This is a genomic window from Mesorhizobium sp. M6A.T.Ce.TU.002.03.1.1 (assembly GCF_003997275.1).
Taxonomy (GTDB): Bacteria; Pseudomonadota; Alphaproteobacteria; order Rhizobiales; family Rhizobiaceae; genus Mesorhizobium; species Mesorhizobium mediterraneum.
In genome coordinates this window covers 34,592-59,820 of sequence record NZ_RZTI01000017.1, presented here as the reverse complement: position 1 = coordinate 59,820, position 25,229 = coordinate 34,592, and the positions used below count along the sequence as shown (strand labels likewise).

Annotated in this window: 22 protein-coding genes and 2 pseudogenes; 17 read left to right on the top strand and 7 right to left on the bottom strand. The window is 58.8% G+C overall.

Translation table 11 applies throughout. The annotated features are described in order from the left end of the window. The 8 genes from EOC93_RS08180 to EOC93_RS35325 form a co-directional block, all read left to right on the top strand. A partial coding sequence (locus EOC93_RS08180) for an SDR family NAD(P)-dependent oxidoreductase (RefSeq protein WP_245461406.1) occupies positions 1 to 802 on the top strand: 802 nt, incomplete at its 5' end. 9 nt (positions 803 to 811) lie between these two features. Continuing rightward, positions 812 to 1,624: an SDR family oxidoreductase gene (locus EOC93_RS08175; protein ID WP_127204323.1), complete on the top strand. Its 813-nt coding sequence runs from the start codon at positions 812 to 814 to the stop codon at positions 1,622 to 1,624. A 711-nt stretch (positions 1,625 to 2,335) separates the two neighbouring features. After that, positions 2,336 to 3,100, top strand: a complete 765-nt coding sequence (locus tag EOC93_RS08170; RefSeq protein ID WP_127204322.1) for an SDR family oxidoreductase — start codon at positions 2,336 to 2,338, stop codon at positions 3,098 to 3,100. A gap of 194 nt (positions 3,101 to 3,294) precedes the next feature. Continuing rightward, positions 3,295 to 4,101: an SDR family oxidoreductase gene (locus EOC93_RS08165; RefSeq protein WP_164759077.1), complete on the top strand. Its 807-nt coding sequence runs from the start codon at positions 3,295 to 3,297 to the stop codon at positions 4,099 to 4,101. 45 nt (positions 4,102 to 4,146) lie between these two features. After that, a complete protein-coding gene (locus tag EOC93_RS08160; RefSeq protein ID WP_127204321.1) occupies positions 4,147 to 5,169 on the top strand; it encodes a hypothetical protein in 1,023 nt (340 codons plus the stop codon). 347 nt (positions 5,170 to 5,516) lie between these two features. Beyond that, positions 5,517 to 6,437 (top strand): phosphoserine aminotransferase, encoded by a 921-nt coding sequence (locus EOC93_RS08155; protein WP_245461405.1) that lies wholly within the window; start codon positions 5,517 to 5,519, stop codon positions 6,435 to 6,437. A gap of 515 nt (positions 6,438 to 6,952) precedes the next feature. Continuing rightward, complete coding sequence (locus tag EOC93_RS08150; protein ID WP_206532222.1) at positions 6,953 to 7,945, top strand: HAD-IA family hydrolase; 993 nt, start codon at positions 6,953 to 6,955, stop codon at positions 7,943 to 7,945. A gap of 528 nt (positions 7,946 to 8,473) precedes the next feature. Continuing rightward, on the top strand, positions 8,474 to 8,953 hold the full coding sequence (locus EOC93_RS35325; protein WP_127204318.1) for a transposase: 480 nt from the start codon (positions 8,474 to 8,476) through the stop codon (positions 8,951 to 8,953). Positions 8,954 to 9,194: 241 nt separating this feature from the next. On the opposite strand, the gene EOC93_RS08140 is transcribed toward EOC93_RS35325, so the two are convergent. The 3 genes from EOC93_RS08140 to EOC93_RS34695 are packed head-to-tail and all read right to left on the bottom strand — an operon-like array spanning position 9,195 to position 11,745. After that, positions 9,195 to 10,208, bottom strand: coding sequence for a tyrosine-type recombinase/integrase (locus EOC93_RS08140; protein ID WP_127204317.1), 1,014 nt, complete (start codon positions 10,206 to 10,208; stop codon positions 9,195 to 9,197). Next, positions 10,205 to 11,119, bottom strand: a complete 915-nt coding sequence (locus EOC93_RS08135) for a tyrosine-type recombinase/integrase (protein WP_127204316.1) — start codon at positions 11,117 to 11,119, stop codon at positions 10,205 to 10,207. The genes EOC93_RS08140 and EOC93_RS08135 overlap by 4 nt, the downstream gene beginning before the upstream one ends. Further along, complete coding sequence (locus tag EOC93_RS34695) at positions 11,113 to 11,745, bottom strand: tyrosine-type recombinase/integrase (RefSeq protein ID WP_245461404.1); 633 nt, start codon at positions 11,743 to 11,745, stop codon at positions 11,113 to 11,115. The genes EOC93_RS08135 and EOC93_RS34695 overlap by 7 nt, the downstream gene beginning before the upstream one ends. Positions 11,746 to 11,918: 173 nt before the next feature. On the opposite strand from EOC93_RS34695, the gene EOC93_RS34690 reads away from it, so the two are divergent. The 4 genes and pseudogenes from EOC93_RS34690 (at position 11,919) to EOC93_RS08115 (ending at position 13,997) form a co-directional block, all read left to right on the top strand. Further along, positions 11,919 to 12,233 (top strand): hypothetical protein, encoded by a 315-nt coding sequence (locus tag EOC93_RS34690; protein ID WP_245461403.1) that lies wholly within the window; start codon positions 11,919 to 11,921, stop codon positions 12,231 to 12,233. Positions 12,234 to 12,635: 402 nt separating this feature from the next. Then, entirely contained in the window at positions 12,636 to 12,833 is a 198-nt protein-coding gene (gene tnpB / locus EOC93_RS08125) for an IS66 family insertion sequence element accessory protein TnpB (RefSeq protein WP_348627594.1), read from the top strand. Positions 12,834 to 12,850: 17 nt separating this feature from the next. Further along, a pseudogene (locus EOC93_RS08120) lies at positions 12,851 to 13,248 on the top strand (transposase); the annotation flags it as partial. 413 nt (positions 13,249 to 13,661) lie between these two features. Beyond that, positions 13,662 to 13,997, top strand: coding sequence for a LysR family transcriptional regulator (locus EOC93_RS08115; protein ID WP_127204315.1), 336 nt, complete (start codon positions 13,662 to 13,664; stop codon positions 13,995 to 13,997). A 201-nt stretch (positions 13,998 to 14,198) separates the two neighbouring features. Here the strand turns inward: EOC93_RS08115 and EOC93_RS08110 are convergent. The 4 genes and pseudogenes from EOC93_RS08110 to EOC93_RS08095 form a co-directional block, all read right to left on the bottom strand. Then, positions 14,199 to 14,933, bottom strand: a pseudogene (locus tag EOC93_RS08110) (IS110 family transposase); the annotation flags it as partial. A 666-nt stretch (positions 14,934 to 15,599) separates the two neighbouring features. Further along, positions 15,600 to 16,838 carry a Xaa-Pro peptidase family protein gene (locus tag EOC93_RS08105; protein WP_127204314.1) on the bottom strand — a complete coding sequence of 413 codons (1,239 nt, stop codon included), beginning with the start codon at positions 16,836 to 16,838 and terminating at the stop codon, positions 15,600 to 15,602. A 531-nt stretch (positions 16,839 to 17,369) separates the two neighbouring features. After that, positions 17,370 to 17,729, bottom strand: coding sequence for a SemiSWEET transporter (locus EOC93_RS08100; RefSeq protein WP_127204313.1), 360 nt, complete (start codon positions 17,727 to 17,729; stop codon positions 17,370 to 17,372). A 351-nt stretch (positions 17,730 to 18,080) separates the two neighbouring features. Further along, the gene (locus tag EOC93_RS08095; RefSeq protein ID WP_127204312.1) at positions 18,081 to 18,263 is read right to left on the bottom strand and encodes a tautomerase family protein; all 183 of its coding nucleotides are present in this window, start codon (positions 18,261 to 18,263) and stop codon (positions 18,081 to 18,083) included. 451 nt (positions 18,264 to 18,714) lie between these two features. Here EOC93_RS08095 and EOC93_RS08090 point away from each other — a divergent pair, with 451 nt between their 5' ends. From EOC93_RS08090 to EOC93_RS08070, 5 genes are all read left to right on the top strand, one after another. After that, positions 18,715 to 19,476: an SDR family NAD(P)-dependent oxidoreductase gene (locus EOC93_RS08090; protein ID WP_127204311.1), complete on the top strand. Its 762-nt coding sequence runs from the start codon at positions 18,715 to 18,717 to the stop codon at positions 19,474 to 19,476. A 9-nt stretch (positions 19,477 to 19,485) separates the two neighbouring features. Then, on the top strand, positions 19,486 to 20,298 hold the full coding sequence (locus tag EOC93_RS08085; protein ID WP_127204310.1) for an SDR family oxidoreductase: 813 nt from the start codon (positions 19,486 to 19,488) through the stop codon (positions 20,296 to 20,298). Between the two features lie 177 nt (positions 20,299 to 20,475). Next, the gene (locus tag EOC93_RS08080) at positions 20,476 to 22,365 is read left to right on the top strand and encodes a hydantoinase/oxoprolinase family protein (protein WP_245461402.1); all 1,890 of its coding nucleotides are present in this window, start codon (positions 20,476 to 20,478) and stop codon (positions 22,363 to 22,365) included. A 312-nt stretch (positions 22,366 to 22,677) separates the two neighbouring features. Beyond that, a complete protein-coding gene (locus EOC93_RS08075) occupies positions 22,678 to 24,261 on the top strand; it encodes an ABC transporter substrate-binding protein (protein ID WP_127204309.1) in 1,584 nt (527 codons plus the stop codon). A gap of 28 nt (positions 24,262 to 24,289) precedes the next feature. Continuing rightward, on the top strand, positions 24,290 to 25,228 hold the full coding sequence (locus EOC93_RS08070) for an ABC transporter permease (protein ID WP_127204333.1): 939 nt from the start codon (positions 24,290 to 24,292) through the stop codon (positions 25,226 to 25,228). Position 25,229: the final 1 nt, after the last annotated feature.

Below are 25,229 nucleotides of genomic sequence, written 5' to 3'. Positions count from 1 at the left end.
AACCCGCCAAGCCTCATTACTTTACAGGGCAATCGATATTATGACGCAATCCAACAAAGTGGTTATCGTTACTGGCGCGACCTCGGGGATAGGCGAGGCCGTCGCAGAGGCCTTTGCCGCGACAGGGGCGTCACTGGTGTTGATCGGCCGCGATCGAGAGCGGGGCCTACGAGCCTTGGAGTCGGTTCAGAAACTCGCTTGTCCGGCCGAATTGATGCTGGGCGATGTGTCCGACTCGGCATTCGCGGACCATGTAGTGAATTCCAGCGTAGCGCGACTGGGAAAGGTCGACGTCCTGGTCAACAGCGCTGGTATCATCCGGCGTGGAAGCGTCGTGGAAACCTCGGACGATGATTGGCGGGAGATATTCGAAGCCAATGTCAGCGGCGTGTTCTACTTTAGCCGCGCCGCGGTGAAGGCCATGCGGAAAACCGGCGGCGGCAGCATCGTCAACATAGCCTCGAATGTGGGGCTGGTTGGCTGTCCCGGGCTGGCTGCCTATTGTGCCTCGAAGGGCGCGGTCGTTCTGCTGACTCAAGCCATGGCTCTCGATCACGCCAAAGAGCAGATCACAATCAATGCCGTCTGCCCCGGTGCCGTGGATACGCCTATGCTTGTGTCGGCTCACAGCAAGCCGGTTACCGCGGCCGAAATTCTTCAAAGAAATGTTGATTCAATACCTCAGGGTCGTGTGGCGACTCCGAAGGAAATTGCGAGCTTGACCCTGTTCCTCGCGAGCGAGGAAGCCAGGCACATCACGGGTGTTGCTGTTCCAATAGATGGCGGCTTCACGGCAGGATAGGAGAAATTCTTGGGTAATCGGCTATCAGGCAAAGTTGCCATCGTCACCGGGGGCAATCGAGGCATAGGGCGTGCAATTGCCGAGAGGCTCGCGGACGAAGATGCCATGGTTGTCATCGGCGATCTGCGTGACGCGCGCTCCGCCGAGTCCGGCAGCGTCGAGAGGCTTACGTTCATGTCTCTTGACGTCACAAAGGAGACCTCAATTCGCGCATTCGTTGACGAGGTCCTCGAGAAATTTGGCAGGATCGATGTCCTGGTCAACAATGCCGGCATTGTCATTCATAAGTCCATCGACGAACAGACCGCCGAGGATTGGGACAGGCTTATGGCGATCAATCTCCGTGGGCCGTTTCTGATGGCCAAGTATGTGGTCCCGGAAATGCGACGCATCGGAGCGGGCACGATCGTCAACATCGGTTCGGTCGAGGGCTATATGGTCAACCCGTGGCATACTGCCTACGCGGCCACGAAGGCCGGCGTGCATGGTCTTACCTTGGGACTGGCAGTTGATCTCGGGCCTGATGGTATCCGTTGCAATACCGTTTGCCCAGGTTGGATCGATACCGAGCTCAATCGTGCCTACGTCGAGATGCACCCCGACCGAAGTTTGATCGAGCGGGAACTGGGACAGCTTCACCCGGTGGGAAGGATTGGCGCTCCACAGGAGATAGCCAATGCGGTGCTTTGGTTGGCCAGCGAGGAATCCAGTTTCGTTAGCGGTGAAATGATCTCCGTCGACGGCGCGAGAACCAAGAAGATATCACTGCCCGCCATCTTGGATGAGGAGTATCGGGCCAAGCTGAAGAGGGCACAGGCATAGTGGTGCGTTAGCCACTTCGCCGTTTCGATTCCGAGTGGAAACGTTCGTATGGGCGTTGAAAATCCTCGATCGGCGAGAGGAAAGTTGACGTTTATGGCCGTGAGCAATGGCCTCTTGAAGGCCAAGGACTGCCTAAGCAATGTGAGCGATCTCTCCCAGTAGCGACCTGTTTGGACCGGAGAAATCGCGAACAGGTGTGCAGAGACGTCGCAACCAGTTTGGTGCGCTTTGCGCGCGGGGCAGACTCCGTCTGTGGCCGTTGGCCTCAAGGCGACGGACTTCCTGCGAAGGCCTGCAGAAACGTGTGGCGCGGCCAACAATGGAGTCGAAACTATGCTGCTGTACGCGACGCAGAAGATCGCCCTTCGGCGTACTCGGAGGCCGACAGTTCGCGATGCTGGCGTAGCGAGGCTTGGTAGCGGTCGAGGGCCCGCGTCATGTGGACCCTACGGCACAAGTGGTACAAGACTAATGCCGCCTGCAGCAAAAGCCTCAAGTTTGCCCAGCGCTGTCTTCAGAACCGGAAGGCGACCAACCCCCTATTGGACAGACGGCAGAGTTACGTCGGATTCCGTACATTTTTCTCGACATCTGCACGGCTATAGCAAACCCAAGTTTTATCATTCTACCTATCCCACTGTTTTGATGGGATGTTTTTTTTGGCACGGTACATGCTCTGCTGTCTGCAACAGCGAAGAACGGTGATGAAAAATGGATTTAGGACTTGTGGGCAAGGTGGCAATGGTCGCGGCCGCCTCCAGCGGCTTAGGTTTGGCCACAGCTGAGGAGTTAGCCAACGAAGGCTGCCGCCTGTCCATCTGTGGACGAGATCCGGAGCGACTAGAAGGTGCAGTGGATCGGTTGCGCAGCAAAGGCGCCGAAGTGCTGGCGCGAGCGACCGATGTGACTGACTGCACGGATGCCGCAGCTTGGGTTGCCGAAACAGCAGAGCATTTTCGGTATATCGACATTTTGGTGACGAATTGCGGTGGCGTTTCTGCCGGGCCACCCTCGGCCATGACGCCTAAGGATTTCGACGATGCGTTTGACCGAGTGCTTTTACCTTCGATAAATCTAATCACGGCTGCCTTGCCGTATCTGCGATGCTCCCAGGCGGGGCGGATACTGATGCTCGCTTCCGAGGCTATTGTGCGGACCCCAGTACACTTTGCGCTGTCGGGTGTCGCACGGGCAGGGCTGGTCCCTTACTGCCACACGCTAGTACAAGAATTGTCGGGGGAGAGCATCACCGTAAACGTGCTCGCTCCAGGAGCACATAGCACGGCCATTCACGAAGCCAATCGCCTTGGCGACCACGCCGAAGCCATCCGTGCGCTGGAGGATAGAACCCCGGCGCGACGCCTGGGCGACCCCTCCGAATTCGCAGCAGTCGCTGCGTTCTTGGCCAGCGCCCGCGCAGCCTATGTCAGCGGCGCCCTGATCGTCATCGATGGTGGGCTGAGTGCAACCGTCTGAACAATTCGTCGCACTACGAGCCGTCCGATGAGCAAAGCTAATGCAAACAGAGCTGTCATTGCCTCGGCGATAGTCCAAAGCGGAAGGTCGCTTTTCTTGGCCCCGCTCTTGCGGCTGGTCAACACCTCTTGCTAATGAATCACGGCAATGAATTGAACAAAGGCAGTAGTCATAGCAGAACCGGGTAGGATATCATGACTGATACAAATCATTATGCGGCAGTTGGCGGAAAAGAATACCAGAAGCTCTTCGGAATTGATGGCAAGGTAGTTTGCATTACAGGTTCGAGCCGCGGTCTAGGAAAGGCGCTCGCCAGTTGCTTTGGACGGTTGGGTGGCAATATAGTCCTTTCCTCGCACAATATTAAAGAGCTGACCGAAGCAGAGGCCGAACTCGAGGGCCAAGGAACCAACGTGACGGCTATCCGCGCTGATGTGCGGTCGCACGACGATTGCAAGGCGCTGGTTAGAGGCACGGTCGACCGCTTTGGACAGATCGATGTGATGATCTGCAATGCAGGTACCGACATCATTAAGCCAGCGCATTCATATGAAGAGCCGGAATGGGACGAAATCGTCGATACGAATCTGCGTGGCTACTACTATTGTGCGAAGTTTGCCGCCCAGGCAATGCTGGATCAAGGCGGCGGCAGCATCATCATGACCTCTTCGGTCGCCAGTTCGCTCGGCATACCGGGCCTGGCTGTCTATGCTGCGAGCAAGGGAGGCGTCAATCAACTGACGCGCACCATGGCGGTAGAATGGGCCGATAAGGGTATTCGGGTAAATGCCGTCGCCCCTGGATTCATCAACAACTTCATGGATGGGGTGCATCCTAACCTCGATACCCCTTACCAGCGCCGCGCTATGGAACTCACTCCGATGCGACGCCGCGGCAATTTGCCTGAGTATTTCGGACCTTACATTTTCCTCGCGAGCCCAGCTGCATCGTTCGTAACAGGCGAGATTCTCTATGTCGATGGGGGCTACGCCGCGAGCTGATGCAGGATGATTCGATGTTGTGGCGGTATTTTTAGGAGCTGGGCAATGTTAATCACAATACCAGATGAAGTGAACTTCCTAGACTGTACCTTGCGCGACGGTGGCTACTACACAAATTGGGATTTTGCGCCGGAACTGGTGTCGGACTATGTCGCTACTATCAACACTCTTCCAGTGCGCATGGTCGAGCTGGGGCTCGTCGGAAAGCCTGAAAGCCACGGATATTTCGCCAATGTGACGAGCTCTAAGGCCGAACAGGCGGCTGCCGGTCTCCGGGTCAAGGCTTGCGTAATGATCGATGCCAAGGATGTGCTTGCGAGCGAACTGCCTATACCCCTTGCCTTGACCCACCTGACAGAAGGACTGGTGCCAGGGCATATCACGACCGTCCGCGTGGCGGCGCATTACAGCAACTTGGCTGCCTGCCGGGACATTTGCACTGAGTTGTCTCACAGGGGCTTCCGTGTGTTTTTGAATCTTATGCAGATCGATGCGGCAAATGCTGCAGAAGTCGAGATATGCTTGACGGAGGTAAAGCAGATCGACACCATCGACGTGCTTTATATTGCCGATTCCTTTGGCTCTATGAAGCCGGCTCGCGTTCAGGAACTTATCGGCCGGTTTGCGGGTCGAATTGAGCCTGACATCGGATTCCACGGCCATGACAGCCGCGGATATGCGCTGGTCAATTCAGTGGCCGCCGCGATGGCGGGAGCGACCTGGATAGACTGCACCATGGGCGGCATGGGCCGCGGGGCAGGAAATACGGCTAGTGAGCAGCTCCTACCGCTTCTCACGCGCCTCGAAACATCCAAGGAGCGGGCACTCCTTGAGCACGTCCTACGTCACTTCAAACCGCTTCGCAAACGGTATGGCTGGGGCAGCACCGCGGCATATCAATTCGCGGGCTCAAATTTCATCCATCCGTCCTACGTTCAAAAGCTTTGTGAAGGCGGGGCATTGTCTGACGCCGCGATTATCAAGCGCCTTTCGGACCTCCGCGCCGATGAACGGATGAGTTTTGACAATGAAAAGCTGTCGGCGCTGATGGCGCAGGACATCGCCTGATCGCAGATATCTCCGTCGAGGTGCCCCCTTTTCCCAATTTGGAGGAAGCCATGACTCTGCCAAATGCGGTTGTGAAACCAACGGTCCTCCCGTCCGATCCACGGTTTTCATCAGGCCCTTGCCGTAAACATCCCGGTTGGAGCGTGCACCCAAATATGCTGCGCTATGTTGGACGAAGTCACCGGAGCTCCGAGGGAGCAGAAAGGCTGGGAGAGGTAATCAGGCGCATGGCCTCTTTGCTAGAGCTGCCTGATAGCTGGCTCTGCGGAATCGTGCCCGGTTCAGGCACTGGGGCCTGCAGCATGGCCCTACAAAATCTACTCGGCCCGTCTCCAGTCGAGACATTCTTGTCAGACAGTTTCTCGCAGTATTGGGCAAGTGAGATCGATACATTGGGGCTTGCGCCCCAAAGGCGGCACACTTGTGCTTATGGCGATTTTCCGCGTACCGGCAGGATCGACCCAAATCACGACATCGTTTTAGTGCTAAATGGCACCAGCAGCGGCGTTTGTCCCCCGGATCTTGACTGGATTCTTCCCGACCGTGCCGGGCTTGTGATCGCAGATGCCGTCTCGGCAGCTTTTACTAGGCACATTGACTTCGATCGGACCGATGTTCTGTGCTGGTCATGGCAGAAGGCGCTTGGCGGGGAAGGCGGCCACGGTATGATCGCGCTCTCACCTCGAGCCCAGGCACGGCTGAAAGCGGGCGAACCTAAGCCTGTAGCCAGGCTCATGAGGGTGCACAATCCCGACGGATCTGTCAACAAAGCGTTCTTTGGCGGCCGGACGATCTCGACCCCGAGCATGTTCGCCGTCGAGGATATCCACTCTGCGCTCGACTGGGCCGAAGCGTGCGGCGGACTACCCGCGCTTCTGAATAGGGTTGCCAATAACTATGCTGTGATGGCCAACTGGGTGAACTCTACTCCTTGGATTGATTGGACTTGCGCCAATCCGGCAGCACGCTCGACCTGTTCAATTACTCTACGGCTCGTAAGAGAGCAACTGGCTGCCGGCGAGAAAGAGGATGACAGCAAAATCGTTGCGGAGATGATCCGCCTACTCGAAACCGAGGCCGCGGCTTTTGACATCTGGAGCTATGGCGATGCGCCACCGGGATTTCGGATATGGGCGGGGCCTACGGTCGAGGCAGATGACTTGGCGATTTTGTGCGAGTGGCTGGCCTGGGCTTACGCCCATGCCTGCGAGGCCAGTATACTACCCAAACCGATAGTCGAGCGTGCCAGAGCGTCTGTTCAGGGGTGACAACATGAGCGCTAATATTCAAAGAGGTTGGGCGATGACTCAAAAAATAATACGAGTGCCTACTTTTGTGTCCATCTCCCGGAGGACATTTTACTGCAAGGGTATATGCGGCAGGGGTCCTCACGATGCGTCGCAGCGTTGATCCTACTGCGCGTGGCCTTTTCTCGATAAGGTCCGTCCGCAAGGGCGAAGTCAATGGACGATCCGGTGATCCTATCGAGGCCTCTTTGACGAAGGGGGGCACGGTAGGCAAGGCCAGCCATCAGGTTCATCCGCGCTGGTATGTTTGCACCGAAAACGCCGATGAGATCTCACGGACCGGAGCGATCAATCACAGCTGTAGACCGAATGTCCGCCTCCTCGGTGCCGTTTGTGGCGACGCAATATTTCGGTGCGAGTACGGACGGGCTAGCCGAGCTCCTTATCGATTCGTAATGACCGGATCTCCGGCATGCGGCTTTTCGGGCTGTAGGTATGGCACCCCACACTGCCGCGGCAAGAAAACATGCGACGACTTGCGCGTCAGAGCGTTGCAAGAGGGTTATCACGGCTACTTTCCCGCGTCTAAAGCGCGTCCGGTTCAGCCACAGAAAGAATCGGCCTATGCTCCGACCGCAGCCCTCCACAGCCCACCAGAGCTCGAGCGTGCTCAGACATTGATCGATCGCTATGACGCGATACTTTTCGATGCGATGGGGGTGCTGATCAGCGAAAATGATGCCCTGCCCGGCGCTGCTGATATCCTGGCCCAACTTAATATGTCCGGTCAGCCATATTACATCGTGACGAATATAAGCAGTGGATCGGATGAAACAATATTCGCGCGTCTCCGCGACGCGGGACTTCCGATTCCAGCGGTCGACCGTATAGTGTCTGCGGGAGGTGTCGCGCGACATCGCGTGCTCGAAGAGCTGTCAGCCGGGCGGCTAGTTTCCTATGTGGGCAGTGCACACGCTGCGCATGACATCTTCGGCAAGCATCCAAATCTTCATTGCGCTGACACGGCTGAGACATTCGACACACTCGTGGTGCTCGATGACGAAGGTTTCGATTTCAAACGGGCTGCCGATCATATCCTGTCGACCTTTCATCGCAGGCTGATCGAGACGGGCGAAATGCCCCGTATAATAGCAGCAAACGCGGACATCATTTATCCCGGCAAGAACAGCTCACTCGTCTTTGGACCAAGCATAATAGGGCCAATGCTTCAGGCAGGACTCGCGCCTTTTGGAGCTCCGCCAATCTCGGTAGAACTTATGGGCAAGCCAGGAAGAGCGATTTTCGAAGAGTGCATCGCGCGGGCCGGCACCGACCGTCTTTTAATGGTCGGCGATCAGGTAGATACTGACATCAAGGGCGCGAAGGCTGCCGGCCTCGACGCACTTCTCGTAACCACCGGCCTGAACAACAGCGGCGAGTTGCGTCACGACGAGAACGGCGCTCCCGCTTATGTCGCAAAGACCCTCAGTCAAATCTTCGATGGCGATTTGTTTCCACACCGTCGATAGGCGAGGCATTCCGGTAGAACCGATCACGTTTGGGCAGTTTGGAGCGATTATGGCGGATAGGACCTGGTCTTAACGGCAGCGGTTGAACGCGGCAGCTCGGCTATGTTGGAATTGGCGATAATCGTCTCGACGATTCGAGCCCGCCGACCCGGCAGGTTCTTCGCATTCTCGATTCAGGGCTTTCAGCGTTTGGATCTGAGACGGCCTCGGAGATCCAATGCCTGCGCGCGGTCGGCACGCAGCCGCCGGCATGATGGTGTCCGTGGGTCCGATCGGTTCAAAGCTCTTCGGCGTGCTCGGGAACCCGCAACGACAGATCATGCGAACCCTGCATCGAGCGCTCGCCATTCCGTGGACGGCTCAACCTAAGCTGCCGACCAACGGGAATCCTGTTCGTCAACCCACATTCGGTGAAGGGTGCCTGCCATCCGTCTGGCCAGGGCGACCTTCGCACGTCGGACTTGCATCGGCGGAAGGGCTTGGGATCATCGATTGTTGCCCTGTTAGGTGAGCGCAGTGACGGGTTCTATGCCAGGCATGGTCGCGAGGCGACGGCAGATGGGATCCACTCGAACTGCTCTCAGGACGAGCCGGTGTAAGCGGTGTTTCCGGGCCACCTTTTCGGGAGTGATCGCGATCTGTGAGGTTGCCGATCCTGTATTGGGATCGGAGATATGCTTGTGTCTGGACTTGACCTTATGCTTGACCCGGAGCGGCAGTCTCGGCGTTTTGAGGATCAACGGCGCTGGCGGCCGGCGTCACTGGTCAATGGACGACAAGGCGCGGATCGTCGCGGAGACACTTGAGCCGAACGCAATAATTTCCGAAGTCGCCCGGCGTTATGATCTCAGGCCACAGCAGGTGTTCGCCTGGCGCCGCGAAGCGCGCAAACAGGCCGCTTTGGCGCAGCAGGAATCCCCGGCCTTCGTGCCGGCGGTGGTGACGACGGCGCTTCCAGAACTCACGCCGACGCGTCCAAGCACGGCCGCGCAAGCGCGAAGCAACTAGTGCGACCGGTATCATCGAGCTTGAGTTTGACGGCATGGCCATGCGGGTCGGCAGTGGTGCCGACGCCAGGACGATTGCTGCTGGCATCCGTGCGTTGAAGGCCACATCGTGATCGGGCCGACGGGTGCGGTCAAGGTCATGGTGGCGACAAAGCCGGTGGACTTCCGCAATTATGTGGAGCGCCGAATTATGCGGAGTCCGCGGCGGCAATTCCTTGTCGCTCGCGGTATTTGAGCAGCGATTACTCGACATAATCTGCCGATCGGCTGACGGACTTCAGCATGGCTAGCAGCTTGTCGGGAGCGCGGAAGCGACCCGGCTTGAGCGACGGCGGCACCATCGCGGCAAGCGCCTCGAGCTTCTCGGTCGGATCGGCCCGCAGATAGATTTCCGTGCTTTGGAGGCTGGCGTGACCGAGCCAGAGCGAGACTTTGCGGACATCCCGGGTCGCCTGCAGCGTGTGCATGGCACAGGTGTGCCGCAAGACGTGGGGAGTAACGCGCTTGTCGGCGATGGACGGTTGCTTCCGCGCCGCGATGGCGACGTGCTTGGCCAGGATATATTCGAATCCGGACCGGGTCATCGCGCGTCCCGTCGCATTGAGAAAGAGCTCGGCGTCGCCACTCGCCGGGCGGACCGCCAGCCAAGCCTTCAACGCCGCCGCAGTCTCCTTCCACAGGGGCAGCACGCGTTCGCGGCGTCCTTTGCCCATGACGTGGATGCTGGCAACCGTCTGGCGATCGATCTGGTCGATGCGGAGGCTGACGAGTTCGGACACGCGCAGCCCGGCAGCGAAGGCGAGATGCAGCATCGCCCGATCGCGGATGCCAGAGACCCGACGCGGGTCCGGTGCGTCGAGCAGAGCCTGCATCTCGTCGCGGCTGAGATGACTGACGAGGGCCTCATCGACCTTCTTCATCGGGATCGCCCGGATCCGGCGTGCCTGATCCAGACAGGATGGGAGCCTATACTCGAGGAAGCGGAAGAAGGCTTTGATGGCGGCAAGACGGACGTTGCGGGTGCGCGCCGAGTTGCCGCGTCCTTCTTCGATGTGTTCCAGGAAGGAGAGAATGAGCGGCGGATCGAGCTGCTCAATCTCGATGCCGGACGGGGCGGTCCGCAGTCGAGCAGCCGCGACGCACAGCAGCAGCTGAAAGCTGTAGGCGTAGGCCGCGCAGGTGTGCGGGCTCGCTCGCCTCTCGTGCGGCAGATGCTCGCGCAAGAAAGCGGTGAGATGCGGAGCCAGCGCGGTCATGAGACGGTTCCTTGGTGCAAGGCCTCGCCGACCGCCGCGATCTGCCGCATCAGGATCGGCGTCGCCTGAAGGTACCAATAGGTGGCGGTGACGTGGGCATGGCCGAGGTAGGTGCTGAGGGCAACGATATGGCGGCCGACGGCATCGCGATCGTGCCGGCACTGCTCCAGTGAGCGTACGGCAAAGGTGTGCCGTAGATCATGAATACAGGGACCCGGTTGGCCGGGGCCTCTTCGCAGGCCGATCGAGCGCGCGAGCTGGAGGAAGTTTGCGATCACGGTACTGTAGGCTGGCGATGCGCCCGCGGCGGAAACGAATAGCGCGTTGTTCAACGTACCGAGCCGGCGACGTGCAACCAAATACCGGTCCAAAGCATCCCATGTCGTGGTGTGGAGCGGCAGCAAGCGGCTCTTGTGGAACTTGGTCTGTCGGATGATCAAGCCATCGGCGGTCATGTCATCGAGTTGAAGCGAGAGGGCTTCGGAAATGCGCATGCCGGTGGCGGCAATCAAACCGAACAGGGTCTCGTACATTAGCGGCCGGATCGAACCTGCCAGCTTCAGGCGGGCAGCCGCCTGCATCAGCGCGACGATCTCGTCCGCGCTGTAGATATGCGGAATCCGTCGCTCTAACGGGCTGTGGCCCTGAGCATCAGCGGGCGGGATCTCGTGCCGCCGATCCTCGGCCGACAGCGCCAGCGCAAAGCGGCGGACCGTCAGCAGTCGGTTGCGGCACTGCTGTGGCGAAGGCGCAAGCCTCGCCCATTCGAGCACGCGGGCAGCTTGGACATGTCGGTCGTCGTGTCGCTCGGCGAAGGCAACGAAGCTCTTCAACAGCGTGCTCTGGACGCGGAACCTGAAGCCCAGCCTATGCTGCAGTTCCACATAGCGTGCGAGATCCTGGCTCAGCATGACGCACTCCCCGGCCAGGGCTGAGCAACCCGAAGCAACATATCGACGTCAACCTTTGCGTAGTGGGCGGTGGTGTCGACCGACCGATGGCGCAGCACGGTTCCAATCACGTCCAGCGTGGCGCCGGCCCGCAGCATACCGGTTGCTGCCGAGTGCCGCAGAAGATGGGCGCCTCGGGACGGAGCGTGGTTGATGCCAGCCCTCGCAAGCGCAAGGCTGACGATGCTCGAGACACTCGCACTCACCAACGGCCGAAACGGTGCAACGGTCCGCAGGAAAATCTGCTCACAGGCGGCAGGCGGACGGGCGCATCGCAGATAATCGATAATCGCGTCGCCAGCGTCCTGGGGCAGCGGAAGCCGAACCTCGCGACGTCCTTTGCCGCGAACGCGCAAGGTTCCCTCGCGCCAGTCAATGTCGTCGAGGCGCATTCCCGAAATGTCGCCGGCGCGCAGGCCGAGACGTGCAAGTAGCAGAAGCACTGCGCGGTCGCGGATGCCCATTGGCGTCGTGATGTCGCACGACGCGATAACCCGCTCGACTTCCGCCGTGGAAATATAGCGCGGCAAGGCAGACAACCGCCATTGCGGCACCGTCGGGATCGCCTGATCAAGCCCGGCGGGCATAGGCCTTGGGTTGCTAAATATCTGAGGTAGCCGCGTAGCGCCATCGTCATCGTCTTGAGGTTGGCCCGCGAATTGCGCTGCGCTTCCCCCAAGATCGCTTGCCGAATGAGACGGGCATCGTAGTGCCTTGGATCGGGACCCAAAGCGGGAAACAGCCGCATGACCATTCGGCCATGGCGACCGATGGTGCGCTCAGAAATGCCCCGGTGCCGTCTCAGCCAAGTCTGGAATGCAAGGACTTGGTCGTCGTGGGCACGCGGCTCATCCTGCGTCAATGGCGTCACGACCCCGCATTCCGCCAGAAAGCTTACGAACCGCCGCGCCCGGTTCACGTATTTGGCGGACAGGCGATCGGCTCGTCGAACGCCGGGACAGCGGCATCGATGTCGCGCAAAGCGGCGAACCGTATCCTCGTTGATCTCCGCGACAGCGATCTTCGCGCTTTGCAGCCAATGTCCGAAGTGACGAGCCGAGGCTTCGTAGCCTGACACCGTCAGGCGGGTGTATCCCAGGCTCAACAATCGGCTCGTGAACGCTTCCACGAACGGTCGCAAGGCGCCCGGGTCCATCAATTGCGTGCATTCGAGCAGAACTTCCTTCGACTTTGACACGTGTGGTCTCCTCTCGAGGTCAAATGAACGTCGAGAGACGACAACAATTATGCCGAGCAAGAAAGCGGATTGAGTGCTCTAACACATTGGAATGAAAGGAAGAAGTTGGTTTGATTGCGGCGGACTCCGCATAATCCGGCGCTCCACATAATTGCGGTTATGCGGAGCCCTGCATAACCGCAAGGGTGCGGAAGGGCTGGCCGCGCTGGTGCGCGAGACGATGGGCGCCGACCCGTTCAGCGACGGAGTCTATGTTTCCGCGCGAAACGAACGGATCGGATCAAGCTGATTTTCTGGGACGGCACCGGTGTCTGCCTTTATGCGAAGCGGCTGGAGGATAGCGAGTTCCGCTGGCCGAAAGTGCATGATGGCGTGGTGCGGCTGACGGCCGCTCAGTTGTCGGCGCTGCTTGAGAGGCTTGATTGGCGGCGAGTCCATGAAGCCAGCCGGACGCGCGCTCCGGCGCAGGCGGGTTGATCCGCGACTTAGTGAATCGCCTGGAAAGGTGCCGGCCGATTGTCGCCGAGTTCGAACCGTGGCTGCGCGAGAAGCTCGGCCTGATCAGCCAGAAGACCAAGCTCGCCGAGGCGATCCGCTACACGCTCTCCCGATGAGAAGGACTCTCGCTCTTCCTCGATGATGGACGCATCGAGATCGACTCCAATACCGTCGAGCGCTCAATCCGCCCAAATCGCCTGAACCGTAAGAACGCGCTCTTCGCAGGCTCCGACGGCGGCGCCGAGCACTGGGCGACAGTCGCATCGCTCGTGGAAAGCTGCAAGCTGAACAACGTTAGCCGCTGCGCTACCTCGCTGACGTCCTCACCAGAATCGTCAACGGCCATCCCAATAGCCAGATCGACGATCTCCTGCCGTGGGCTTACATCCCGGCTAGCGAGACCCGCGGGATGGCGGCCGAGATTGATGCGAAGATACGCTGTCGGGGAAGATGTGGGCAGTGCGGTTCGGTTTGGGTTTGTCATGTCGACCCGCTCTGCAATCTTGATGAAGATCCCACCTCGTTGAGGTGACGATGCGCGCATTCCATTCACAAATGTTCGTCCGAAGTTGAACAACCCGACGAAACGGTAGGCCGGGCGCCTGTCGGTGAGGACTTGCAATTCAGAACGGTGCGGCAGTCGGCACGCAGCTTGCTGCTCACAGCGGACCGTCACCAATGGCGTCATGGAGGCCGGTGGTGGGTAGTCAGCCTCTCAAATTTCGCGCGTGTAGATTGGCGGCAGTCCTTTGGGCCAGTGGACGACGCCTCGTTCGGTTCGCACGGCCGATCTGATTGGAGTGGTCAATGGATCATCACTATTACGGTCTCCCGTTCCTGGGTGCCGTTGAGGTATTCGAGGCATTGCCACGTCATCTCTCGTTGACGCTTGCGGCTTCCGAGCTAAACCTAACAGCGGCAGAGATCCGTCGGCAGATCAAAGTAATCGAGGACGAGATTGGCACTCCTGTATTTGTGGTACTTGGAGCGGACGTTATGCTTACCGGCCCTGGGGAAGACCTTTATAGCGTGTTGGCAAGCATTTTTTCCAAGACATGCAATGTCCTTAGGACCATTAAACGCGGCGGTCACTACAAAATGGGACAATTACCTCCACCGATGCGTTCGCGCCGATCTGGCTGACAGGGGCAAATTGTGGTAAGAGGAACACGAACATCGCGCCGACCAGATCGATCGCATCTCGAAGGCTGGCTGCTCCTCGGCTGCAACGGGCGGATCATCGGCGCTGCTTCGGGTCCTGTTGGCTCCTCGTTCGCGACGGAAGCTGCGCCACGGGTTCCGAAAGTGACGCTGCAACCATTGAACGAACAGGGATTCCGATGCGGTCCAGGCGCTCTCGACCAACATGTGGCGAACACGACTGTTGCCTGCCTTTGTGACGCCGCCGCGCCGGACTGTCTCCCCGGTTGAGCGCTCGCCGGGAACGAGACCCATGAACTGGCGTGGGCTTTCGAACCGGCTGGCATCGCCCACTTCGGTGACGAACGTCACGGCGACGATCAGGTCTACCCCACGCAACGTCTGAAGCGCCCACACGATCGGCGCCAGGACCAGGCCGGACGAACTCTTCGATCACACGCGCCAGCCGCTCGACCCGTTCATTCGAACGCGCACCGCCTCGACCATCTCCTGGAGTGCGATCTGATTGCGCGGGGTGATCGAACCGCTGCTTCTGGTGCCAGCGCAAATAGCGCATCGTCCAGCGCTTCTTGCGGGGATAGATATGCCCGTGCTTGAGCATGAAGGCCTCACATGCTGCGGATGGACGCGAAGCGTCTCGGCCGCGGCCGGCCGGGCGCGGACGAGATCCCGCATGGCTTCGTGACCTTCATCAGGAACCCACACTGCGGTCAGTTTGCCGGCGCGCAGCAGCCGAGCCAACGCAAGAGCATCCCGGCGGTTTGTCTTCACTCGATCGCCGGGCTTCCTTGGGATCAACGATGGCGCGACCACAGTGCATTCATGGCCCAACGATCGGATCAGCCGGTAGAGGCCATAGCCGGTCGGGCCCGCCTCGTAGCAGAGGTGGATCCGATCGTACTTGGTGGCGATCCGTTGACGTAAGACCGTATGTCCGCTTCTGCTAGTGAGGTGGCTCGCCCTGCGCGTCCGAGGGTTGCTCGGGCGGGCCGAGCCGATCCTCATCACAGGAGGACGAGCCGTGACACAGATCATAGGGAAGCATTTGTCGGAATCGATCTTTCGAAGCAGAGGAATGCCGATGTTTGCAGGGTGCCCGGCGGGGAGCCTTTCGCCCCAATCCGACACCGATCGTCACATGCCAATCCTCCGGCCGTGGCCGGGACAAATGGACTCAACCAACGGCGATCGTCCGGCGGCACTATCAACTAGAACGCCGACCATGCGAACTGCATTTGGGAGCGACTGACGATTTCGGCGGTGGCGTGATTAAGCGTCAAGTGACGATGCCCCCGGAGAGTTTGTCCAACAATACATATTTGCGTAAAACAGACTATGCGGGCCTTTGAGTCTGAGGTGAGGTCTTCACTCTGAAATTAGAGAACTCATGACCTCGATCACATGACCGATATCAACCGACTTTTTCAGACCGAACGTTACTTGACGTCGCACTAGGTGCTCGGCCGCAGCGAACGTCGCCTCCCCTTGCAGGTTCTCACTAACGACAGCACTATCTATCGATGATGATACCTGTAAGAAGTTCCAGAGATCTTGATGCTTAGGCGACCGATCTCAAAGGTTTAGTTAGCTCAGAAGACGCTCCTCAAACGGGTAGGTTGATAACAACTCATACCCGTCGGAAGTCACGAGAACCTGTTCCTCCAACTTTACTCCGTCTCTTTCACCGACAGCGCCGACGTAGCTTTCAACGCATATGACCATTCCGGCTTCCACAGTCGCGTCGTACGCTATCGGACCCCGGAATATCGGTCTAACTTGCGGATATTCATCGCACATGCCAACCCCATGTATAACGCAAGGGTAGGCCTGCTCTTGGAATTCCTCTGGCACAGGCCAGGCTGTCGCCTGTAGATCCTTCATGCTGAGGCCAGGTCGGATAAGCTTCATGTTCGTTTGCAATTCGTCATATGCAAGCCGATACAGCTGGCGCTGGCGAGCGCTAGGCCGGTCCTTCCCATAGTAGAATGTCCGTGAGATATCACAGAAATACCCAAATGGGCCTACCATATCCGTGTCGAACCCGACGAGATCGCCCTCTTCGATGACGCGTTGGGTTGCTTCTTGGAGCCACGGATTAATTCGCGGCCCGGAAGCTAGCATTCGACCCTCATGCCAGCCGCCTTGGTTGGCAAGGTTGGTATAGTTGAGAAGTCCCCAAAGCTGCGCTTCCGTTACGCCTGGCCCCATGCTCTCCTGCATACGTGCAATGCCGTGCTCGGCTACAGCACAGGCCCAGCGGATGCACGCTATCTCGTCATCCGATTTGATAACCCGCGCCCGTTCCACGATATCGACCGCATCAATTACATCAAGATCGCGCTGAAGCAGGGCTTGGGTTATGCTCGGGTTCACATATTCCACTGCGACTTTTCGATTGGCAGTCCCAATTTCGCTTAGGAACCCAACGATGTCGTCGGCGAAAAGCCTCGCGCCGTCCGCCAGTTCGTTGCCGCCTTCAAAAAACGAAATCGGCCTTCCGTGCCTTAAGCGGTCTGCGGAGCACGCGTTGCCAATACCCTGATGAAGGGTGATCGGACCTTCAAGTGGCAAAAAGAGATAAGTGACTGGGATATGCGACTGAAACAAAGGGTACGCATTGTAGTCAACTGCATAGCGGATGGTAATGGGGCTCACCAGGACACATAATGCGACATCAGCTTGGCGCATCGCCGCTCTTAGCCGGGTTTTCCGGTATACATCGAGTCTGCTAAAATCGATATCCGGCATTGGTCGAAACTGCCGCAAGTCGCTCCAGTCGTCATTGAGCACAAACCCATCTGGACCGGATTTGGAATTCGACATAGAGCCCTCGTGCATGTTCCGAATTGCCGCGGATCAGCCCCACGCGCAATGTCTAGGGTATAAAGTATAGGAAACGTCGCTCCACTCAAATGAGTATTGGTCGTAAGCCTGATAATCAGGAGTCATGACCACACCCAACGGTCGCAAAGGCTGCGTAAGGCCGCGGTGTACAGCGCGCCATGAACTTCAGCTTGTCTGCCGCAAGACTTCTTGGCGCTTGCAACCGGGTGGCATCAAGGCCCAAATCATTAGATGCGGCCGACGGACAATCCGTCAGGGTTTATCACTTTTGCTGTACAATCCGATATGTATGGCGAGTCCCAATAAGGCAGTTGTCGTTGCTGGTGCGGCTATCCCCGATACTTTGGCAGCCTTCACTACGACCGGACCCGAGCTGGCAAGAGCCGAATGCAGAGGCCGCTGCAGATGGCATTCCGCCAGCCCAGGGCTCTTGGTCGTCGATGAGGTTTGGCAGCCATTTCACGTACGTGGGATGCCCGGGATTGACGCGATAAGGGGCTGCGCTGCGCGTCATTTCGACCGTTTTACCTTTGGATCGACCAGAGCAGTTGGCCCGACCGACCGCTGGGTGCTAGACGGGGTGGGGTCGAGGGCGTTCGCAACGGCATCCTTCCTCGCGCGAGGAAGAAGGGTCATGAGAAGAATGAAGGCCGAGAGCGCCAGGATCAGGACATTGGTGATGATAAGCGCCCAGTCGTTTCTAAGGATCCCGTAGGTCAGCCACACGGCAAACCCCAGTACGTTGATGCCGTACATCAGTGCAGAAATGCTGCTCGTGTCCCGGGTTTTGATGATTTTCCAGGCTTGCGGAGTAAAAGCGGTCACCGAGCACAGAGCTGCGAGGTAACCAGTAACCGTGATCCAATCCATGGTTCGGGATCCCAGTTGGCTATTTCGTTTGAGTCAGGTAGTTATTGCGGCAACAGCTACGCAGACCAGTCAGCGGCTTCTACGTAAAGCGGCCGCGCGAGCAGGGCCGAAGCTCGGCGCCACTACGACGTTCCCTAAGTCGGCGTAGCTTCGTTCTCCTCTGCGAGCGGCGCATCTTGCACGATCCTTACAAACCGCAATTCCCGGGCAAGCTTGCGGATTGATTAACGTTGCCATCGCTGCTCCTCGCCTCAATGGAAGACTTCTACCGTTTAGGCTATTGAACGTTTTTCTCCAACGCTGGAGAATAGATGAATCTCTGGTCGGAGAGGTTCAGGGTGCCTGGCGACGTTACATCTTCGACCAAAGCTTACCGCCGGTCGCCCAGTTGTTTGGCTCATACTCATCAAAAACTACGTGGACCTGTTCTGGTCGTAAAGTCATACTATCACAAAATAGCTTCGTGATCTCAGCGACCAGGTGTTCTTTTTTGTCGTCGTCCGCCTTGAACGTTTCAATATGAATAACAGGCATAACGTACTCCTCTGGTATACTATGAAGTTTATTGCAGGCGGCCTAAGCGTCCGTCACAAAAAAAGCTCTGCAACGCGGGCGCAGACATCGCTATCGAATTTCAAGCCAAGGTCGAGCCAAAGCTCGTTGATAATCTTACTCGCCAACCGAAACCCTAACGTTGGGCCTCACTGTGGGTCCGACACCCATCATGCTACTTCAGTAATAGGCAGCGGCGCGCAACACTTCAAATGAGTATTAATGGGTGACCGGATAACCAGGAGTCATGACCACCTAAGGCTCCCAGAAGCCGTCGCAACGGCATTACCGATGACCGACACGCCATGACTTCAGCTTGTCCTTCGCATGACTTTTTGGTCGCTTGCAAACTTGCATTATGCGGGCCTAGATCACTAAGCAGGCCGCCGGAGATCCCCGCCAAGCCTCATTACTTTACAGGGCAATCGATATTATGACGCAATCCAACAAAGTGGTTATCGTTACTGGCGCGACCTCGGGGATAGGCGAGGCCGTCGCAGAGGCCTTTGCCGCGACAGGGGCGTCACTGGTGTTGATCGGCCGCGATCGAGAGCGGGGCCTACGAGCCTTGGAGTCGGTTCAGAAACTCGCTTGTCCGGCCGAATTGATGCTGGGCGATGTGTCCGACTCGGCATTCGCGGACCATGTAGTGAATTCCAGCGTAGCGCGACTGGGAAAGGTCGACGTCCTGGTCAACAGCGCTGGTATCATCCGGCGTGGAAGCGTCGTGGAAACCTCGGACGATGATTGGCGGGAGATATTCGAAGCCAATGTCACCGGCGTGTTCTACTTTAGCCGCGCCGCGGTGAAGGCCATGCGGAAAACCGGCGGCGGCAGCATCGTCAACATAGCCTCGAATGTGGGGCTGGTTGGCTGTCCCGGGCTGGCTGCCTATTGTGCCTCGAAGGGCGCGGTCGTTCTGCTGACTCAAGCCATGGCTCTCGATCACGCCAAAGAGCAGATCACAATCAATGCCGTCTGCCCCGGTGCCGTGGATACGCCTATGCTTGTGTCGGCTCACAGCAAGCCGGTTACCGCGGCCGAAATTCTTCAAAGAAATGTTGATTCAATACCTCAGGGTCGTGTGGCGACTCCGAAGGAAATTGCGAGCTTGACCCTGTTCCTCGCGAGCGAGGAAGCCAGGCACATCACGGGTGTTGCTGTTCCAATAGATGGCGGCTTCACGGCAGGATAGGAGAAATTCTTGGGTAATCGGCTATCAGGCAAAGTTGCCATTGTCACTGGGGGCAATCAAGGCATAGGGCGAGCAATTGCTGAGAGGCTCGCTGATGAAGACGCCATGGTTGTCGTTGGCGATCTGCGTGACGACCGCTCCGCCGATCCCGGCAGCGTCGACAGGCTCACGTCTATGCCTCTCGATGTTACAAAGGAGGTCTCGATTCGCACGTTCGTTGACGAGGTCCTCGAGAAATTTGGCAGGATCGATGTCCTGGTCAACAATGCCGGTCTGGTCTTTCATAAGTCCATCGACGAGCAGACCGCTGATGATTGGGACCGACTCATGGCGGTCAATCTCCGTGGTCCGTTTCTGATGGCCAAATATGTGGTCCCGGAAATGAGACGTATCGGCTCGGGCACGATCGTCAACATCGGGTCGGTCGAGGGCTATATGGTCAACCCCTGGCATACTGCCTACGCGGCCACGAAGGCCGGCGTGCATGGTCTTACACTGGGACTGGCAGTTGACCTCGGGCCTGATGGCATACGTTGCAATACCGTTTGCCCCGGCTGGATCGATACCGAGCTGAATCGTGCCTACGTCGAGATGCACCCGGACCGAAGCTTGATCGAACGAGAGTTGGGACAACTTCACCCGGTGGGAAGGATTGGCGCTCCACAGGAGATAGCCAATGCGGTCCTATGGTTGGCTAGTGAGGAATCCAGTTTCGTTAGCGGTGAAATGATCTCCGTCGACGGCGCGCGAACCAAAAAGATATCCCTGCCCGCCATCTTGGACGAGGAGTATCGGGCCAAGCTGACGAGGCCGCAGCCATAGTGGTGCGTTGGCGACTTCGAACGGATTGCGACAGGGGCTGTCGCTCGCCAAGTATCATCCTGGCCCTCCCTTGAGCCACACGATGGTGTCGACCCTCGCGCTCTTGCAGGCCGGGCAGGTCGCTCCGCATCGGCTGAGGCGTGGATCACACACACCTCAGCCGAACCGCGATCCTCAATGAGAGCCAAGACCAAGCCAAAGCCGCTGTTCCTCGGGATCGACACCGGCGGCACCTATACCGATGCCGTGTTGTGGTCTGAAACGGAAGGCCCGCAAGAAGGCCCGAACAAAGGCAAGGTGCTGGCCAAGGCCAAGGCGCTGACCACAAGGCATGATCTTGCCGTCGGCATTTCCGGCGCCGTCGATGCGGTGCTGCAGAAAGCCGGAACCGATCCGGCTGATATCAAGCTGGTGTCGATGTCGACGACGCTTGCCACCAACGCGCTTGTCGAGGGCCAGGGCGGCCGCGTCGCGCTGGTGATGATCGGCTTTTCCCATGGCGACCTCGCCCGCGACGGGCTGAAGGCCGCGCTCGGCACCGATCCGGTGGTTTTTTGTCCGGGCGGCCACGATGTGCACGGCAATGCCGCCAAGCTCGATCTGTCTGGACTGGAAGCGGCGTTGCCGGAACTTGGCGCCTCGGTGTCCGGCTTTGCCGTCTGCGCCTATTTTGCCACCCGCAATCCGGCGCATGAGATCGCCGCCCGCGAGTTGATCCGCGAAAAGACAGGCCTGCCGGTCACATCGAGCCACGAGCTGTCGGCCAAGCTCGGCGGCCCGCGCCGGGCGCTGACCACTTTGCTCAACGCCAGGCTGATCTCGATGATCGACCGGCTGGTGGCCGCGACCGAAGGCTTTCTCCAGGCGCGCAACATTGCGGCACCGCTGATGGTGGTGCGCGGCGACGGTGCGCTGGTTTCGGCCGCCTTTGCCCGCCAGCGGCCGATCGAGACCATTCTGTCCGGCCCAGCCGCCAGCCTGGTCGGCGCCCGCCACATGACCGGGCTCGACAATGCCATGGTGTCCGATATCGGCGGCACCACCACCGACGTCGCCGTGCTCGACGGCGGCCGCCCCAGGCTCGATCCGGAAGGCGCCACCGTCGGCGGCTTCCGCACCATGGTCGAGGCCGTCGCCATGCGCACCTTCGGCCTCGGCGGCGATTCCGAAGTGGCGCTGGAAGATGGCGCGCTCAACCCGAAGATCCTGCTCGGGCCGCGCCGCCTGGTGCCGTTGGCGCTGGCCGGCATGGCGCATGGCGCGGCGGTGACCTCAGAGCTGGAGCGTCAGCTGCGCGCGCCCAATCCTGGCCGCATGGACGGCCGCTTCGCGGTGCGCACCGGCGTGCCGGACCGGCTCGCCGCCGGCCTGACCGGCGCCGAAGCCAAGCTCTACGAGCTGATCGGTGCCGTGCCGCTCGCCGTCGACAGGCTTTTGAGTTCCAACGCGCAGAACGCGACGCTGAACCGGCTGGTGTCGCGCGGGCTGGTGCATGTCGCCGGCTTCACCCCGTCGGACTCCGCCCATGTGCTGGGCAAGCAGGCGAACTGGGATCCCATCGCCGCGCGCCTCGGCGCCGAACTGTTCGCCCGCAAGCGTGACGGCCGTGGCCAGAACATCGCCGCCTCGCCCGAAGCGATCTCGGAGCGGGTGCTGGTGACGCTGACGCGCTGGTCGGCCGAATACATCCTCGAAACCGCCTTTGCCGAGGATGGGCTCGATGGCGCATCAACGGTGGCGCATGCACTGGTGCAGCGCGCGGTCGACGCGCATCCCGGCATTGCCCGCCTGAGCGTGGCGCTCGACCGCCCGGTCATCGGCCTCGGCGCCTCGGCGCCGCTGCATTATGCCGGCTTGGCCGACCTGATCGGCAATGAGTGCGTGGTGCCCAGGGATACCGATGTCGCCAATGCGCTCGGGGCCGTCGTTGGCCAGGTCAGGGTGTCGGCCGAGGCCCGCGTCAGCCAGCCCCAGGAAGGGCTGTTTCGTCTCGCCTCGGGCGAGACCGTGCGCGATTTCCTCGATGAGGCGACGGCGATCGCGGCGTTCTCGTCGGAAGAGCGATAGCCTCTGATGCACGGAGCGTAGCGACTGGACGCGACGCGCGGTCCAGGTCTTTCCCGGACCGGTTTACATGCCCATGCGGTTGAGTGTGGCAGCGATTTCGGCATCCGACCACCGGGTTGCGATGGATCGCATGATCGCCAGAGCCCCGCGGTCGGGTGCGAGGAGATATCAGCTAGGCCTATAGAGCCCGCATTATCAGATAACATTTAGTCGTTCGGTACATAACTTTTTGTTCCGTTGTTTTGTTGCTTCCGCGTCGCTAGCCTCCCTCGCTGCCTATCGGCTAAACAAAAATCAGAATGGGAACAGATCATGGAAAATACCATCGGCAATATGAGCCGCCGGACCTTTCTCAAGACAGGCGCAGTGCTTGGCGGGGGGGGCGTCGCTGGCGGCATGCCGTTGTCGCAAGTCATCTGGGCAGCCGAAGGCAAGGTGCTCAGGGCGTGTTCCGATGGCGACATCAGCAAACTTGATCCCGCTTTCTACAACCGACAGGTGGAAGTGGACGTGATGAGCTGCATCTATTCGAAGCTCACGCGCTACAAGCCGGGCTCCGAGTGGGGTTGGGAGCTGGAAGCGGCGGAGAAGATGGAGCAGGTCGACCCAACGCATATCCGCTTCCGCCTGAAAAAAGGTGTCAAGTTCACCGGCGGTCACGGCGAAATGACGGCGAGGGATGTGAAATTCTCCTTCGAACGCATTTTCAAACATAAATCGTTTCTTGCGCCCCAATGGGGTTCGTTCGATCGTGTGGAATTGGAGGATGACTATACTGGCGTGATGGTGTTCAAGACGCCATTCGTACCTGTTTGGCTCCTTTCGCTGACCGATGCTACCGGTCATATCCTTTCCGAAGATGCGGTAATGAAGTCAACCAAGGATGGGGGTGATTTCGGCCTCAAGCCGCCAGCGTTCTCTGGTCCTTACGTGCTCGCCGACTGGAAGCCCAACCAATATATCCTCTTGACACGCAATCCGGAATGGTCGGGGCCGAAGCCGGGCTTTGACGAAATCCGCGTTGTGCCAGTCGACGACCTTAAGGCCAGAGAACGCGCCTATCTGGCAGGCGATGTGGATTTCACTTCTATCAGTCTGGATTCGCTTGCAGGCTTCAAGAGCAACCCGCCCGCCGACACCAAGGTCGAGGAATGGCCCTCGCTCTGGTATTACTGGATCGGCATGAACATGGATCACCCAAAGCTAAAGGACATCAACGTCCGGAAGGCGATCCAATGGGCGATCAATGTGCCGCAGATTTTGGAGGCCGCCTTTGCGGGCCAAGTCAACGTGGCGACGGGCACTATTGCTCTGGGGCTCGTCGGGCATCGTGCGAAGGCGCTCGTTCCGCCAGAAGGCGATCTGGCAAAGGCAAAGGAATTTCTGGAAAAGGCTGGCGTGAACAATCTGACCATAAGCATTGATTGCACAAGCGATAGCCTTAACTCAACTATAGCTCAGACCGTGCAAGCACAATTGTCCCAGATCGGCATTTCGGTCGAGGTCAATGTCCGAGATAACAGCACATTCTGGACGCTTGGCATGGAATCGGAAGGCGAGCGCTGGAAGGACTTGCAGCTCATCGTGAATGGGTTCATCGGTCTGCCGGATCCGAATTACAACACTAATCCGTTCTTGCAAAATCAAGTCGGCATCTGGAACTGGGAGCGCTTCCGCAGCGCGCGCTATGATGATCTGGCCGCCAAGGCAAACACGATCGACGATCCGGACGCGCGGGGGAAGCTGTACCAGGAGATGCAGGACCTCATGGAGGATTCGGGCGCCTACCGGTTCCTAACCAATGGTGCCAATCCAGTCATGTATCGCACCACGAAATTGGTGGCCTCAACGCGTCCGGACGGTGCCCCTCTCTTTTACGATTTCCAGCCGGTTTAAACTCGAGCGATGTGATCGGGCGGCAATTATGTGGTTCTATCTCCTGAAACGCATTGTCCTCGCGGTCGCAATCATTGCGATCGCGGTGACACTTCTGTTTCTGATGATCCATGCCGTGCCGGGCGATCCTGCAGTAACTTTGCTCGGCCCACGGGCAACTCCAGAGATGAGGGCGCAGATCCATCAGCAAATGGGGCTCGACAAACCCCTTGCCGTGCAACTCACCATCTTTTTTGGTAGGGTGTTCCTCGGCGATCTCGGCTTCGACGCGTTTAGCCAGAGGCCAGTTAGGGAAATCGTGTTCGAGCAATTGCCCTATACGATCGAACTGATCTTCGTCTCGATCGTATGGGCGCTCGTGATCGCAGTGCCACTCGGCTGTTATTCGGCCATGAGGCGCAACTCCATGATCGACCAGGTCGTCGGGGTCATGGCAGTAGCCACGATCGCCATTCCATCGTTCGTCATAGCAGTCTACGCACTGATGATTTTTGCCGTGACTCTGCGCTGGCTGCCAGCGATCGGTGTCGGCAATGGATTCTGGGATAGGCTCACCTATCTCATCCTCCCAGCTTTCGCCATAGGGATTGGCTGGGTCGGCTACATCTCCCGACTGGTTCGCGCCTCGATGCTCGAGGTCTTGGGGGAAAACCACATCCGCATGGCCCGCTCCTTCGGGATCTCGGAATGGCGCATCATTGCGCGCTACGCGCTGCCGCTGGCGATCCTGCCGACCGTGACCATACTCGGCGTAGGCATAGCGTGGCTGCTTTCATCCGCGGTCTTTATCGAAGTGGTCTTCGCGAGACCTGGCATCGGCGCGTTGATTGTGAACGCGGTAAATCAGCGGAACTATCCGATTGTCATGGGCGTCGTGCTCGTTACCACGTTCCTTATCGTTGCCGCCACGACGCTCTCCGATGTGCTCAACGCATTCCTCGATCCGCGAACCCGAGAAAAGCTCTGAC